General features: G+C 65.9%; 11 protein-coding genes. 4 read left to right on the top strand and 7 right to left on the bottom strand.

The genetic code is table 11. From position 1 onward, the window contains the following. Window positions 1–3 precede the first annotated feature (3 nt). Genes yidC through rpmH form a run of 4 tightly spaced genes read right to left on the bottom strand, consistent with a single transcriptional unit; the run spans window position 4 to window position 2,452 of the window. Window positions 4–1,692 carry a membrane protein insertase YidC gene (gene yidC / locus ACX93N_RS08335; protein WP_459427947.1) on the bottom strand — a complete coding sequence of 563 codons (1,689 nt, stop codon included), beginning with the start codon at window positions 1,690–1,692 and terminating at the stop codon, window positions 4–6. Between the two features lie 6 nt (window positions 1,693–1,698). Further along, window positions 1,699–1,926 carry a membrane protein insertion efficiency factor YidD gene (yidD, locus tag ACX93N_RS08330; RefSeq protein WP_459427946.1) on the bottom strand — a complete coding sequence of 76 codons (228 nt, stop codon included), beginning with the start codon at window positions 1,924–1,926 and terminating at the stop codon, window positions 1,699–1,701. Continuing rightward, a complete protein-coding gene (rnpA, locus tag ACX93N_RS08325; protein WP_459427945.1) occupies window positions 1,923–2,279 on the bottom strand; it encodes a ribonuclease P protein component in 357 nt (118 codons plus the stop codon). Before rnpA ends, yidD begins: the two co-directional genes overlap by 4 nt. A 38-nt stretch (window positions 2,280–2,317) precedes the next feature. Next, the gene (gene rpmH, locus ACX93N_RS08320; protein ID WP_080048951.1) at window positions 2,318–2,452 is read right to left on the bottom strand and encodes a 50S ribosomal protein L34; all 135 of its coding nucleotides are present in this window, start codon (window positions 2,450–2,452) and stop codon (window positions 2,318–2,320) included. 529 nt (window positions 2,453–2,981) lie between these two features. Here rpmH and dnaA point away from each other — a divergent pair. The 4 genes from dnaA to gyrB all read left to right on the top strand — a co-directional run bounded on the left by dnaA (window position 2,982) and on the right by gyrB (window position 9,552). Beyond that, entirely contained in the window at window positions 2,982–4,418 is a 1,437-nt protein-coding gene (gene dnaA / locus ACX93N_RS08315) for a chromosomal replication initiator protein DnaA (protein WP_459427944.1), read from the top strand. Between the two features lie 96 nt (window positions 4,419–4,514). After that, complete coding sequence (gene dnaN / locus ACX93N_RS08310) at window positions 4,515–5,618, top strand: DNA polymerase III subunit beta (RefSeq protein WP_459427943.1); 1,104 nt, start codon at window positions 4,515–4,517, stop codon at window positions 5,616–5,618. 362 nt (window positions 5,619–5,980) lie between these two features. Next, window positions 5,981–7,132, top strand: coding sequence for a DNA replication/repair protein RecF (recF, locus tag ACX93N_RS08305; protein ID WP_459427942.1), 1,152 nt, complete (start codon window positions 5,981–5,983; stop codon window positions 7,130–7,132). Beyond that, complete coding sequence (gene gyrB, locus ACX93N_RS08300; protein ID WP_459427941.1) at window positions 7,129–9,552, top strand: DNA topoisomerase (ATP-hydrolyzing) subunit B; 2,424 nt, start codon at window positions 7,129–7,131, stop codon at window positions 9,550–9,552. Before recF ends, gyrB begins: the two co-directional genes overlap by 4 nt. Before the next feature lie 31 nt (window positions 9,553–9,583). On the opposite strand, the gene ACX93N_RS08295 is transcribed toward gyrB, so the two are convergent. The 3 genes from ACX93N_RS08295 to glyQ are packed head-to-tail and all read right to left on the bottom strand — an operon-like array spanning window position 9,584 to window position 14,085. Next, a complete protein-coding gene (locus ACX93N_RS08295; RefSeq protein WP_459427940.1) occupies window positions 9,584–11,011 on the bottom strand; it encodes a DNA recombination protein RmuC in 1,428 nt (475 codons plus the stop codon). A 54-nt stretch (window positions 11,012–11,065) separates the two neighbouring features. Continuing rightward, window positions 11,066–13,141, bottom strand: coding sequence for a glycine--tRNA ligase subunit beta (gene glyS, locus ACX93N_RS08290; protein ID WP_459427939.1), 2,076 nt, complete (start codon window positions 13,139–13,141; stop codon window positions 11,066–11,068). Further along, a complete protein-coding gene (glyQ, locus tag ACX93N_RS08285; RefSeq protein WP_459427938.1) occupies window positions 13,138–14,085 on the bottom strand; it encodes a glycine--tRNA ligase subunit alpha in 948 nt (315 codons plus the stop codon). The genes glyS and glyQ overlap by 4 nt, the downstream gene beginning before the upstream one ends. Window positions 14,086–14,194: the final 109 nt, after the last annotated feature.

Here is a 14,194-nt window from a genome sequence, read left to right as displayed (position 1 = left end):
GCCTCAGGCCTTGCCGGCGTTCTCGATCTGCCGGGTGATGATGAACTGTTGCGCCATGGAGAGCAGGTTGTTCACCAGCCAGTAGAGCACGAGGCCCGCCGGGAACCAGAGGAAGAAGAAGGTGAAGACCACCGGTAGCCACTGCATGATCTTCGCCTGCATGGGATCGGGAGGCGGCGGGTTGAGCTTCTGCATGAAGAACATGCTCGCGCCCATGAGTATCGGCAGGACGAAGTAAGGGTCCATAACCGAGAGGTCTTCGATCCACAGCATGAAGGGCGCGTGGCGCAACTCGACACTTTCCATCAGCACCCAGTAAAGCGCGATGAAAACCGGCATCTGCACGAGGATCGGCAGGCAGCCGCCGAGGGGATTGATCTTTTCCTTCCGGTAGAGGTCCATCATCGCCTGTGACTGCTTCTGCTTGTCGTCGGCGTATTGCTCGCGGATATCCTGTACCTTCGGCGTAATGCGGCGCATGTTCGCCATGGACCGGTAGCTGGTAGCGGACAGCTTGTAGAAAGCCGCCTTGATCAGCACCGTCAGGGCGATGATGGCAACGCCCCAGTTGCCGACCAGCGCGTGGATCTTGTTCAGGAGCCAGAACAGCGGCTGCGCGATCCACCAGAGCCAGCCGTAGTCCACCGACAGCTCGAGGAAGGGGGATATCTCCTCGAGGCGGTACTGGTCCTTCGGGCCCGCGTAGAAACGCGCCGTGCTGCTGCCGCGTTCGCCGGGGTCGACGACCAGGGCCGGGCTGGTGAAGCCGGCGATGTTGAAGCCGGCGCTGGTGACACGCGTGGAGTAGGTATGCGTCTGCTCCGGGTTCGGAATCCAGGCGCTCAGGAAGTAGTGCTGAACCATGGCCATCCAGCCGCCTTCAAGCTGCCGCTTGAAGGGATCCTCGCGCATGTCCTTGAAGTCGAACTTGGTGAAGCGGTCGTCGGGCTGCGTGGTAGCGGCGCCGAGGAAGGGCTGCAGTCCCAGCCCCGCGTCGGCGGACGGGTCCGGGCTCGAGTCGCGCTTGATCTGCCCGAACAGGTTGGCCTGCCAGCGCGCTTCCGTGTTGTTTTCGACCAGGTAGGTGACGTCGAGCACGTAGTCGCCGCGGCGCAGGGTGAGGCGCTTGGTGATGTCGATGCCGTTGCTGCCGGCCCACTGGAGATCGATGGTCAGCGTGTCCTGCCCCGGTGCGAGTTCATAGCGGGTCTGGGCGGCCTCATAGCGCGCACGGCGGGGAGCGTCGATGCCGTCGGGGCCGACCAGCCCGCTCTGGGCTACGTAGGTCCGCCGGCTGTTGCGCTCGAGGAGGACGTAGGGTTCGTCCCCGTCGAGTTCCGCGAGGTATTTGGTCAGGGCGACCTCGACGATGTCGCCGCCGTTCAGGTCGATGGCCAGTTCGAGTGTATCGGTGAACACCTGAACGATGCGCGCCTCGTCGGCTTCCACCGCGGCGGGCGCCGCGCCCTCCTCGGGCGGTGGCGGGAGGTCCGCGGGCAGCTCCCCACTGGCCGGCGCCTCGCCGCCGTCGGCCGGTAGCTGTGCGGGGGCCGGGGCGTCGTCGGCCGTCAGCCGCTGGGTGGCCGGTGTTGCATCGGCCTCACGGGCGTCGCGGAATGCGACCCATTCGGACAGCAGCATGAACGACAGCAGGGCGATGGCGCCGATGAGCAGGGTTCGCTGGATATCCATAATCTCTCAGTCTGTGCGTCGGGTGGCGGGGACCGGGTCGGCACCGCCTTCGTGCCAGGGGTGGCATTTGGACAGGCGTCTTGCTGCCAGCATGATGCCGCGGCCCGCACCGTGGATTTCGACGGCTTCCCGGGCGTATTCGGAACACGTCGGATAGAAGCGGCAATGGTGTCCGAGAAAGGGGCTCAGGCACCACTGGTAGACGCGGAGCACGACGAGAAGCAATTTCTTCATGCTGCGGCGCGCTCGATCAGGCGACGGAACTGACGATCGATGCCCGCGGCGAGAGCGGCCTTGTCCAGCTCGCCTGCGCCCGGCCGCGTCAGGAAGACGATATCCAGGGGCACGGTCGCTGGGGGCAGCTGGCGGAAGCGTTCCCGTGCAACGCGCTTGATGCGGTTGCGACGCACGGCCCGGGCCACGTGTTTCTTGGCGACGGCCAGGCCGAGGCGATGGTGCGGTTCCTGCGAGGGGCGTGCGAGCAGCAGGAACTCTCGCTGGCCGGCTTTTACGCTGACACAGGAGAACACGGCCCGGTAGTCCCGGGCCGTGAGCAGGCGTTGATTCTTGCGAAAGGACGCGGCCATCAGCGAAGTTACCGGCTCTCGCTGTGCGCGGCGCCGGCTTACGCGGAGAGGCGCTTGCGGCCCTTGGCGCGGCGCCGGGCGAGAACCTGGCGCCCGTTCTTGGTTGCCATCCGCGCGCGGAAGCCGTGGTTGCGCTTGCGCTTGAGCACGCTGGGCTGGAACGTTCTTTTCATGTCAGTGACTCAATCTGCAGTATATAAAGGAAGGCAGTCGCGGCGCCGCCGCGGTGCCGATGGGGCACAGTCAAAAAAGGACGCAGATTGTAGAGAAAGCGCCCGGGTTATTCAACGTGTTCCGTGATGATCCGTATCCGGGCCTGAGGTTCGCCTGGGGCGGCCGTTGTCCGGGTCGCTTCCGGCCGGCGCGCCGTGAACGGGCAGAAGCCAGCAATGCAGCGGCTTACAGCCATCGACCAACAAAAACCCCCAAAGATAGTAACAGGTTATCCACAGACCGGCGGGGCTGAACCAGTATGGGAATCGAAAACCGGCTATTGCCGGCTGGCGGGATAACCCATTGATATTAAAGAAATTAAAAACACAAAAAACTTTCCTTTACGTGTGGATAAGTGGTGGCTGGCAGGTTATGATGCGTTGTCCTGCCGCCGGGAAGCACAAAGCTGTCAACAGGTGGCCGGGAGCACCGAAAACCAGAACAGGAACCACCAGTGCCCCGCTTCGAAGGGCACGAGCGAGGTGATCTTTGCCCGACGCGGTATGGACCCAATGCAGGAATCTGCTGCAGGACGAGTTGCCGGCGCAGCAATTCAACACCTGGATCCGCCCCCTCGAGGCCAGGGAAGAGGCGCAGTGCCTGCGCCTTCTGGCGCCCAATCGTTTCATCCGGGACTTCGTGACCGACAAGTTCGCCCCACGTATCGCTGAACTGCTGCGCGAGGCAGGGTGCGACCGGGACGTGATCCTGGAGATCGGCGAGGCTCGCCGGGCCGTGTCCCTGGCGGCGGTGGGCGGTGCCTCCGCCGGCTCGTCACCCGCGCCCGCGCCGCGGCGGGAGCCCGATCCCGCTGCGGCTTCGCGTCCCGCACCGGTGCTCGCCAGTGTGAGTACGGCCCCCTTCGGCCAGGCGCAGCATTCCGAGGTCCACGAGGCCCTGCAGCACCAGCACAACCTGGTGGCCAACTATACCTTTCGCAACTTCGTCGAGGGCAAGTCGAACCAGCTTGCGCTGGCGGCCGCCAACCAGGTCGCCGAGAATCCCGGGGATGCCTACAATCCGCTCTTTCTCTACGGCGGTGTCGGCCTGGGCAAGACCCACCTCATGCACGCGGTGGGTAATGCGCTCAAGGAGAACAACCCGGAGGCACGGATCGTCTACCTGCACTCCGAGCGCTTCGTGGCCGATATGGTCAAGGCACTGCAGCTGAACGCCATCACGGATTTCAAGCGGTATTACCGATCGGTGGATGCGCTGCTGATCGACGACATCCAGTTCTTTGCCAAGAAGGACCGGTCCCAGGAGGAATTCTTCCACACGTTCAATGCGCTGCTGGAGGGCGGCCAGCAGATGATTCTCACCTGCGACCGCTATCCGAAGGAGATCGAGGGGCTGGAGGAGCGGCTGAAGTCCCGCTTCGGCTGGGGTCTCACGGTGGCGGTGGAGCCGCCGGATCTCGAGACGCGAGTGGCCATCCTCATGAAGAAGGCGAACCAGTCCCAGCTCGACCTGCCGCCGGAAGCCGCGTTTTTCATCGCCCAGCGGATTCGCTCCAATGTCCGCGAGCTGGAGGGGGCGTTGAAGCGGGTCATCGCCAGCGCCAACTTCACCCGCCGGCCCATTGATGTCGACCTGGTCAAGGAGAGCCTGAAGGATCTCCTGGCTCTGCAGGACAAGCAGGTAAGCCTTGACAACATCCAGCGTACCGTCGCCGAGTACTACAAGATCAAGGTGGCCGATCTCATGTCGCGGCGACGCAGCCGCTCGGTGGCGCGACCGCGACAGGTGGCCATGGCGCTTGCCAAGGAGCTCACCAACCACAGCCTGCCGGAGATCGGCGACAGCTTCGGAGGCCGCGATCATACGACCGTGCTTCATGCCTGCCGGAAGATCAAGGAACTGCGGGAAACGAGCTCGGATATTCTCGAAGATTACAAGAACCTGTTGCGCTCCCTGACAACTTGAGCACAATGGAGGGTTGGCGCCAGGGGGCGCTCTGCGCCAACGGCAATAGCAATAAGTAAGTGCACACTTACAATTACGGCTGGCTAAGGAACATCCATGAAATTCAGCGTACCCCGGGATGCCCTCATAAAACCCCTGAACCTGGTCGCCGGGGTCGTGGAACGGCGCAACACGCTGCCGGTGCTTGCCAATGTGCTGCTCCAGCTCGATGGCGATCGTCTCTCGCTGACGGGTACGGATCTCGAGGTGGAACTGGTCGGTCGCGTTCAGCTGCCGACGCCGGGAGATGCGGGCGAAGTCACCCTGCCGGCGCGCAAACTCCTCGATATCTGCAAGTCCCTGCCCGAAGGCAGCGATGTGCAGGTCAGCGTCACGGACGGCAAGGCGACGGTGACCTCCGGCCGCAGCCGGTTCACGCTGGCAACGCTGCCGGCGCGCGAGTTCCCGAATATCGAAGACAGTATCGGCACGCACCAGTTCACCATCGAACCGCAGCAGTTGCGCCGGCTTATTGAGCGGACCAGCTTCGCCATGGCACAGCAGGATGTGCGCTACTACCTGAACGGCATGCTCTGGGAAATCAAGGGCGGTCGCCTGCGTTTCGTGGCCACCGATGGCCACCGGCTGGCGATCTGCACGCTGCCCGAGGCCCTTTCGGGGGTCGAGGATGCGCAGGTGATTCTTCCGCGCAAGGGCGTGCTTGAACTGGGTCGTCTCCTCCAGGATGACGACGATGCGGTCACGGTGATTCTCGGCAACAACCACCTGCGTGCGACGACCGCGGGTTTCACTTTCACGTCCAAGCTGGTGGACGGCAAGTTCCCCGACTACGAACGGGTACTGCCGCGTTCGGCGGAGAAGGTCCTGGTCGGGTCCCGCCTGGACCTTCGCCAGGCGTTCACGCGGACCGCGATTCTCTCCAACGAGAAGTACCGGGGCGTACGCCTCAAGCTTTCGCCGGATACGCTGGAAATCGTTGCCAACAACCCGGAGCAGGAACAGGCCGAAGAGGTGGTCCCGGTCGACTACGCGGGCGATGGTCTCGAGATCGGCTTCAATGTCGGCTACCTCCTCGACGTGCTCGGTGTGCTCTCCGGCGAGGAGGTTCGCTTCTCGCTGTCCGACCCGAACAGCAGTGCCCTGCTTGAGGAGTCCGAGGCGGGCGACTCGCTCTATGTCGTCATGCCCATGCGGCTCTGATAGGGCGCTGATTTTCCAGTTCGCGTCGCGGAGATGGCAGAAGCGTCTTGCGTCGTTATTGCCCTTCGCGGACTTTTTGGGGCAATACCTGATACTTCAGTGGGCGGTTCCTTACCCCCTGAGCAGTCGCAGATTCCCGGGGCGGCTGGTGGAGGGTACCCCCAGTCGCTCCCCGATACACGCTTTGTGAGAGCAGTATGCCGCCCTCGCCCCTGCCGCCCCACGTAGATCCCGTGCTGAGGCGGCAGGGGCGGCTGGTGGAGGGTGCCCCCACAAAGCGTGTAACGGGGAGTGACTGAGAGCAGTATGCCGCCCTCGCCCCGGAACTACGCGAGCTCTGTCTGGTTCTCCGCAGTCCTGTGTTGACCCGCCTGGATATTTATAGCGTCCGCAACCTGGACGCAGTACGCCTGCACGGCCTTGGCCGGACCTGCGTGCTGTTCGGGGAGAACGGGAGCGGGAAGACCAGCGTGCTCGAAGCGATCCACATGCTCAGTCTCGCCCGCTCCTTCCGCGCCAGCAGCGCCCGCTCGGTTATTCGGCATGGCGAGGCTCATTGCACGGTGTATGGCGAAGTGGCGCGGGCAGGCGGAGCGGTCCGTGGGCTTGGGGTTCAACGAGATACGTCCGGGATGGCGATGCTGAAGGTGGCTGGTCGACCGGTACGCAACGTGTCCAGCCTTGCGGCGGAGCTTCCGGTGCTGGTGATCAATGCGGACAGCTTTCAGCTACTGGTGGGTCCGCCGACGGGGCGGCGTCGCTTCCTGGACTGGGGAGTGTTCCACGTGGAACACGAGTTCTTCGCCATCTGGCAACGGTTTCAGCGCTGCATAAAGCAGCGCAACGCGCTACTTCGCCGTGATAAACTGGACGCTGACGAACTGGCGGTGTGGACGAGAGACCTGGCGCAGGCCGGGGAGCGGCTGACCGCCTGTCGCCGCAGGTACTTTGAACAGCTGGTGCCCGTGTTTCAGGAGGTAGCGACCGAATTGCTGCCCGAATGCGAGGCGGTGAGTCTTCGGTTTCGCCAGGGATGGGATGCGAGCCTGCCTTACCGGGACGCGCTCGCCGCCACGGCAGGTACTGACCGTGAACAGGGCTACACGCATGTCGGGCCCCAGCGGGCGGAGATTGTCGTTACCGCGGGCGACCACAGTGCTGCGGATACGCTATCCCGTGGCCAGCAGAAGCTCGTGGTCTGTGCGCTCAAGTTGGCGCAGGGCCAGGTGCTCCGGCGCCAGGAGCGTCCGATGACGTGTACCTACCTCATCGACGACCTGCCTTCGGAGCTGGATGCGGCCCACCTGCGGCGGGTGTGTGAGCAGCTCGAGGCCCTGGGCGCCCAGGTTTTCATCACCTGCATCGCGGAGGACGCGATGGCAGGCACGTGGCCCGCTGCGGCGGTGCCGCCGCAACTGTTCCACGTGGAACAGGGGCGGGTAACTCCGGTGGGCCCGGCGGCTGACCCCGGCACCCCGACACCGTCGAACACGGACAGTGAGAGCGACGCATGAGCGAACAAGACAACCCCGCCCAATACGACTCCTCCAGCATCAAGGTCCTCAAGGGCCTGGATGCGGTACGGAAGCGCCCCGGGATGTACATCGGTGACACGGACGATGGCACGGGTCTGCACCACATGGTCTTCGAGGTGGTGGACAACTCCATTGACGAAGCCCTGGCCGGCTACTGCAGCACCGTCCGGATTATCATCCATCCCGACGAATCCATCTCGGTATCGGACGATGGGCGAGGCATACCCACCGAAATGCACGAGGAGGGCGTCTCGGCCGCCGAGGTCATCATGACCGTGCTCCATGCCGGCGGCAAGTTCGATGACAATACCTACAAGGTCTCCGGCGGCCTGCATGGTGTGGGTGTTTCCGTTGTGAACGCGCTTTCCGAAGAGCTCCGCCTCACCATCTGGCGCGACGGCAAGGTGCACGAGCAGGTCTATCATCACGGTGTGCCCGCGGCGCCGCTCGCGGTTATCGGTGACACAGAGCAGACCGGCACCCTGATCCGCTTCAAGCCCTCCGCGGAGACCTTCACCAACATCGAGTTTCACTTCGATCTGCTGGCCAAGCGGCTCCGGGAGCTGGCGTTCCTGAACTCCGGCGTGCACATCGAGTTACACGATGAACGCTCCGGCAAGGCGGAAACCTATCATTACGAGGGTGGTTTGCAGGAGTTCGTGAACTTCCTCAACCAGAACAAGACCCCGATCAACCAGCCCTTTCATTTCCAGGTGGAAGGCGAGGGCGGCATCAGCGTCGAGGTCGCCATGCAATGGAACGATGCCTTCCAGGAAAGCATCTTTTGCTATACGAACAATATCCCCCAGCGGGACGGCGGTACGCACCTCGCCGGTTTCCGCGCCAGCCTGACCCGCAGCCTGAACGCCTACATCGAGCGGGAGGGCCTGGCGAAGAAAGCGAAGGTCAACACCACCGGCGACGACGCGCGCGAGGGCCTGACCGCGATCATCTCGGTAAAGGTGCCGGACCCGAAGTTTTCCTCCCAGACCAAGGACAAGCTGGTCTCCTCCGAGGTGAAAACTGCCGTAGAGCAGGCCATGAATACGCACTTCTCCGACTACCTGCTGGAAAACCCGCAGGAGGCGAAAGCCGTGGTCGGCAAGATGCTGGACGCGGCCCGGGCCCGGGAAGCTGCACGCAAGGCTCGGGAGATGACCCGGCGCAAGGGCGCGCTGGATATCGCCGGCCTGCCCGGGAAGCTGGCGGATTGCCAGGAGAAGGACCCGGCGCTGTCCGAGCTGTTCCTGGTTGAGGGGGATTCCGCGGGGGGTTCCGCGAAGCAGGGCAGAAGCCGGCGCTTCCAGGCCATCCTGCCCCTCAAGGGCAAGATCCTCAACGTTGAGAAGGCGCGGTTCGACAAAATGCTGGGCTCCGCCGAGGTCGGTACCATGGTGACGGCGCTGGGCTGCGGCGTGGGCAAGGAGGAGTTCGACCCGGACAAGCTGCGCTATCACAGCATCATTATCATGACCGATGCCGATGTTGATGGGTCCCATATTAGAACCCTTCTGCTGACCTTCTTTTTCCGCCACATGCGCGAGCTCATCGAGCGCGGCCATGTGTTCATCGCACAGCCGCCGCTGTTCAAGATCAGCCGTGGCAAGCAGCACCACTACCTGAAGGACGAGGCGGCACTGACCCAGTACCTCACGGAAGCCGCCCTGGACGGCGCCGCCCTCTACGTGAACCCGGAAGCGCCCGCCATCGCCGGTGAAGCCCTCGCCGCCCTGGTCGGCCGTTTCCGCGCCGTCGCGGCGACCATCGACCGGCTCTCGCGCCGCTATTCTCCCTCGGCCTTGTGGGCCATCGTCGATGGTCTGCGCCTTTCGCCCGAGCAGCTGGAGGATGAGCGTGCCGTTACCGACTTCGCCGAGCGCCTAAGTGAGCGCTTACAATCGAACCTTGGCCAGGGGGAACGCTACACGGTGACGGTGCGGCGTGCGCCGGAGCAGGGCTATTACTATCCCGTGGTACGCCTGCTCGCGCACGGCGTCGAGACCGAGCACGACTACCAGCGCGATTTCTTTGCCTCCGGCGAGTACCGCAGCCTTGCCGAACTCGGCGACGAGCTGAACAGCCTCATCGACGAGGGCGGCTACTTCCAGCGCGGCGAGAAGACCCTCGAGACGCGGAACTTCTCCGAGGGTCTCGCCTGGCTCATGGCGGAGGCGCGCAAGGGCTACAGCATCCAGCGCTACAAGGGCCTCGGCGAAATGAACCCGGACCAGCTCTGGGAAACCACCATGGACCCGGAAACCCGTCGCCTGCTGCAGGTCACCATCGAGGACGCCATCAAGGCCGACCAGATCTTCACCACGCTCATGGGAGACCAGGTCGACCCGCGGCGCGAGTTCATCGAGGAGAACGCGCTCTCGGTGGCCAACCTGGACGTTTAGGCGCCCTGTCGCAAGGTCTACGGCACAAGGTCTACGGCGCTCCCGGGACCGGGTCGCCGGCGTCCGCGGGCTCTTCTGCCGTGTCCGCTTCTTCGGTGGCAGGGGCCGCCAACACGAGGTCCAGGCGCTCGTCGTCCAGCCCCGGGTGCAGCGGTTCCATGGCCGGCAGGTCCTTGCTGGCTTTCGCCGACAGGGTCTTGAAACGTTCGACCTTGCCGTGCAGGCCCTGGTTGCCGACCAGGGCCGTTACCGTGTCGTTGTAATGGTTGCTCGCCGCGGTGAGTGACTTGCCGAGCTTCGATAGCCGCTCCGACACCAGGCACACCTGGTTGAACAGGTCGCCGGCGGCGTCGGAGATCTGCCGCGCCTCGCGGTTGCTGCGGTCCACCATCCACAGGTTGGCCACGGTGCGCAGGATCGGCATGAGCGTCGTGTGCGAGACCATGACGACGCCCCGCTGGTAGCCGTAGTTGAACAGGTCGCGGTTCTCCTTCATGGCCTCGATGTAGGCGGGTTCGATAGGCATGAACATGAGCACAAAGCTCGGGCTGCCGAGCTCCGGCAGGTTGGCGTAGTCCTTTGATGCGAGATCATCGATATGCCGCCGCACGGCCTGCACGTGGGCGGCCAGCGCCTGCCGGCGTTCTTCCTCCGTCGCCGCCGTCACCGCGCGCTCGTAGTCCACGAGCGAGACCTTGCTGTCGATCACGAGGTGCTTGCCGTCCGGCAGCTTGATCAGGAAGTCCGGCTGTTTCCGCCGGCCCTCGGTATCGCGGAAGCTGGCCTGGGTCTGGTAATGCTCTTCCCGCAGGAGCCCGGCCATTTCCAGGGTCCGCTCCAGCTGGGCCTCGCCCCAGTTACCCGCCGCCTTGTTGTCGCCCTTGAGGGCGAGGGTGAGGTTGTCGGCCTGGGTGTTCATCTTCAGGCCGATCTCCAGCACCTTCTGGATTTCCTTTTCCAGGGCCGTGTTGCCACGCAGGGTTTCGCCGTGTACCTCATTGACGCGGCGCTGGAAGCCCTCGATCTGCTCGCGGAAGGGCGTAAGCAGCGCCTCCAGGGATTGTCGGTTGTGGTCCGAGAAGCGCTTGCCCTTGTCCTCGAAGATCCGGTTGGCGAGGTTCTCGAACTCCCGCGCCAGCTGCTCCCGGCTGTCCTTCAGGAGCGCCAGCTGCTCCGCATAACGCGCTTCGCGGTGGGCAAGCTCGGCCTTGAGCTCCGCTTCCCGGCGCGACAGCCGATCGCCTTCGGCCCGCGCCTCCTCCAGGGTCTGCCGGGCGCGCTCGCCTTCCCCGGCGGCGGCGGCCAGCTGCCCCTCGAGCCCTTCGCAGCGGGCCTGCAGCCGGCCCAGGGTGCGGCCGCGGAGGAGCGCGCCGAGGCCGGCGCCGGCGAGCAGCGCGAGCAGCACGCCGAGGGAGGAAAGCAGCAGGTCGGGGTTGTCCATGGGCGCAGTGTAAAGCACCGGCCCGCGCCCGGGCAGGGGCGCCGGGGCGGACCTGTCGCCTGCGCAGGCGGGTCAGCGCGGTTCGAGCAGGGAAATGTCCGCCACGGCGAGGAAGTGCTGCCGCAGCACGTGCAGAAGGGCGAGCCGGTTTCCGCGCAGCGCCGGGTCCTCGGCGTTGACCATGACCTCGTCGAAGAAGCGGTCGACGGGCTCGCGCAGGGTGGCAAGGGCCGCCAGGGCCTCGCGGTAGGCGCCTTCGGCCAGCTGCGCAGCGCTCGCGGCACCGGCTTCCCTGAGGGCGTCCCAGAGCGCGCCCTCCGCGGGTTCGGTGAAACGCGCGGGGTCGACAGCCGCCGCTGTGTCGTTCTCCCCGGCCTTGGCGAGGATGTTCGCCACCCGCTTGTTGGCTGCCGCCAGGGCCTCCGCCTCGGGCATTTCGCTGAACGCATGCACCGCGTGTACCCGGCGGTGGATGTCCAGCGGCCGGGTCGGGCCGAGCGCGGTGACGGCGCGGAAGCTACCCGTGGCGATGCCCTCGTCCTCGAACCAGGCCCGGAAGCGCTCGATGCTGTAGCCCAGGGTCTGTTCCACCGCGTCGTCGGCCAGCGTCCCGGCGGGGAACTGGGCCGCGGCGAGGGCGAGGGCCTCGCGCAGGTCGAGGTCCAGGCCCTTCTCCACCAGGATGCGCAGCACGGCGAGCGCTGCCCGGCGCAGGGCGAAGGGGTCCCGGGAGCCGGTGGGCGGCTGGCCGATGCCGAAGATGCCGACCAGCGTATCGAGCCGGTCCGCCAGGGCGAGGGCCGTTGCCACGGGCCCTTCCGGCAGGCGATCACCGGCGAAGCGCGGCCAGTACTGCTGTTGCAGCGCCTCGGCAACGGTCGGGGCCTCGCCGTCGTGGCGCGCATAGTAGGCACCGGCGATGCCCTGCAGGTCGCCGAATTCCAGCACCAGCTCCGTGGTCAGGTCGGCCTTGGCCAGGTGCGCGGCGCGCTCGCCGTCGTCCGCCGGGGCGCCGATGGCATCGGCCAGTTCACGAATGAGACACTGCACCCGCGATGTCTTGTCCCACAGGGTGCCCAGGTCCTTCTGAAACACGACGCTCTTCAGCGCCTCCACGCGACTGGCGAGCGTCGCCTGCCGGTCCTGCTCGTAGAAGAAGGCCGCATCGGCAAGGCGCGGGCGGATCACGCGCTCGTTGCCGGCGATGACCTGCGCCGGGTCCCGGCTCTCGATGTTGGCAACGGTGATGAAGTGGGGCAGCAGCTCACCGGCGTCGTCGACCACGTGGAAATACTTCTGATGCTCCTTCATGGCGGAGACCAGGGCCTCCGGGGGCACGGCCAGGAAGCGTTTGTCGAAGGCGCCGGTCAGGGCCACGGGCCACTCCACCAGGCCGGTGACCTCGTCGAGCAGGTCTTCGTCGATGACGGCCTCGGCGCCGAGGGCGCTGGCCTCCACGAGGACCTGTTCGCGGATCATGCCGCGGCGGCGCTCGAAGTCGGCGACGACCCGGGCTTCCGCGAGGGTCCGCTCGTAGTCTTCGGGGCGGGCCAGGGTAAGCTCGCGGTCCGCGTGAAAACGATGGCCACGGGTGCGGTTGCCCGCTGCGATGCCGAACACCTCACAGGGCAGGACCGCCTCCCCGAAGAGGGCCATGACCCAGTGCACCGGACGCACGAACTCGAAACGGTGCGCGCCCCAGCGCATGCGCTTGCTGACCGGCAGGCCGGCGACGGCCTCGTCGACAATGGCGCCGACGCAGTCGGCCGTGCGCGCGCCGGGTTCTTCCCGGCGCAGGCCCAGGCGCTGCCCTTTCGGCGTGTCGATGAGCTCGAGGTCGTCGGGGTCGACCCCCTGCTTGCGGGCGAAGCCCGCCGCGGCCGGTGTCCACGCGCCCTGCGCGTCGCGGGCGCGGTCCGCCGGCGGGCCGAGCAGTTCGAGTTGCCGGGCCGGCGCGGCCTCGGCAACGTCTTCCACCAGCACGGCAAGGCGCCGGGGCGTGGCGAACCAGCGGGCCTCGCCGCGGGTCAGGTCGCGGTCCGCCAGGCCCTTCAGCAGGCCGTCGCGCAGGGCGAGTCCCAGCGTCTTGAGGTCTTTCGGCGGCAGTTCCTCGGTGCCGATCTCGATCAGCAGCGTCTCCGTGTTCATGCGCTGGCCTCCGCGACCTGCTGCCGGTCCGCAAGGGCGGCCTCGCGCAGAGCCTCATCCGCCATGGGGAAGCCGAGGCGCGCCCGCGCCTCGACGTAGGCGGCGGCCACGGCGCGGGCCAGGGTGCGCACGCGCAGGATGTAGCGCTGGCGCTCGGTCACCGAGATGGCGTGCCGGGCGTCGAGCAGGTTGAAGGTGTGCGAGGCTTTCATGACCATCTCGTAGGCGGGCAGCGGCAGTTCAAGGCCGACCAGGCGGCCGGCCTCGGCCTCGCAGTGGTCGAACTGGTGAAAGAGCGCCCGCGTGTCCGCTTCGCGGAAGTTGTAGCGCGACATCTCGACTTCATTCTGGTGAAACACGTCGCCGTAGCTCACGGTGCCGGCGGGCGTTTCGGCCCAGGCGAGGTCGTAGACGCTGTCCACGCCCTGCAGGTACATGGCGATGCGTTCCAGGCCGTAGGTAATCTCGCCGGTGACCGGGTAGCACTCGAGGCCGCCGGCCTGCTGGAAGTAGGTGAACTGGGTCACCTCCATGCCGTTCAGCCAGACCTCCCAGCCCAGGCCCCAGGCGCCGAGCGTCGGTGACTCCCAGTTGTCCTCCACGAAGCGCACGTCGTGGATGCCCGTATCGATGCCGAGGGCGCGCAGGGACTCGAGGTAGAGCGCCTGGAACTCGGGCGGCGAGGGCTTCATGACCACCTGGAACTGGTAGTAGTGCTGCAGCCGGTTCGGGTTCTCGCCGTAGCGGCCGTCGGTAGGCCGGCGGCTGGGCTGCACGTAGGCCGCGTTCCAGTTCTCCGGGCCGAGGGAGCGGAGGAAGGTGGCCGGGTGGAAGGTGCCGGCGCCCACCTCCATGTCCAGCGGCTGCAGGACCACGCAGCCCTTTTCGCCCCAGAAGGCCTGCAGGCGCAGGATCAGCTCCTGGAAAGTCAGCTTGTCGCTCATGCTGTTCCGTCCCCCGGCCCCGGCGACGGGCCGGGGCAAAAAAGCGGCTATTATACAGGCTGAGCACCCGGCATAATATGCGCCGCTGCCCCGGCAGCGGTGCCCTCCC

The organism is Pseudohaliea sp., assembly GCF_054552115.1.
This window is presented reverse-complemented; position numbering and strand designations above follow the sequence as displayed.

Coding starts and splice junctions, on each gene's coding strand:
- yidC (WP_459427947.1), bottom strand. CDS start 1,692: ATGGATATCCAGCGAACCCTGCTCATCGGCGCCATCGCCCTGCTGTCG.
- yidD (WP_459427946.1), bottom strand. CDS start 1,926: ATGAAGAAATTGCTTCTCGTCGTGCTCCGCGTCTACCAGTGGTGCCTG.
- rnpA (WP_459427945.1), bottom strand. CDS start 2,279: ATGGCCGCGTCCTTTCGCAAGAATCAACGCCTGCTCACGGCCCGGGAC.
- rpmH (WP_080048951.1), bottom strand. CDS start 2,452: ATGAAAAGAACGTTCCAGCCCAGCGTGCTCAAGCGCAAGCGCAACCAC.
- dnaN (WP_459427943.1), top strand. CDS start 4,515: ATGAAATTCAGCGTACCCCGGGATGCCCTCATAAAACCCCTGAACCTG.
- gyrB (WP_459427941.1), top strand. CDS start 7,129: ATGAGCGAACAAGACAACCCCGCCCAATACGACTCCTCCAGCATCAAG.
- glyS (WP_459427939.1), bottom strand. CDS start 13,141: ATGAACACGGAGACGCTGCTGATCGAGATCGGCACCGAGGAACTGCCG.
- glyQ (WP_459427938.1), bottom strand. CDS start 14,085: ATGAGCGACAAGCTGACTTTCCAGGAGCTGATCCTGCGCCTGCAGGCC.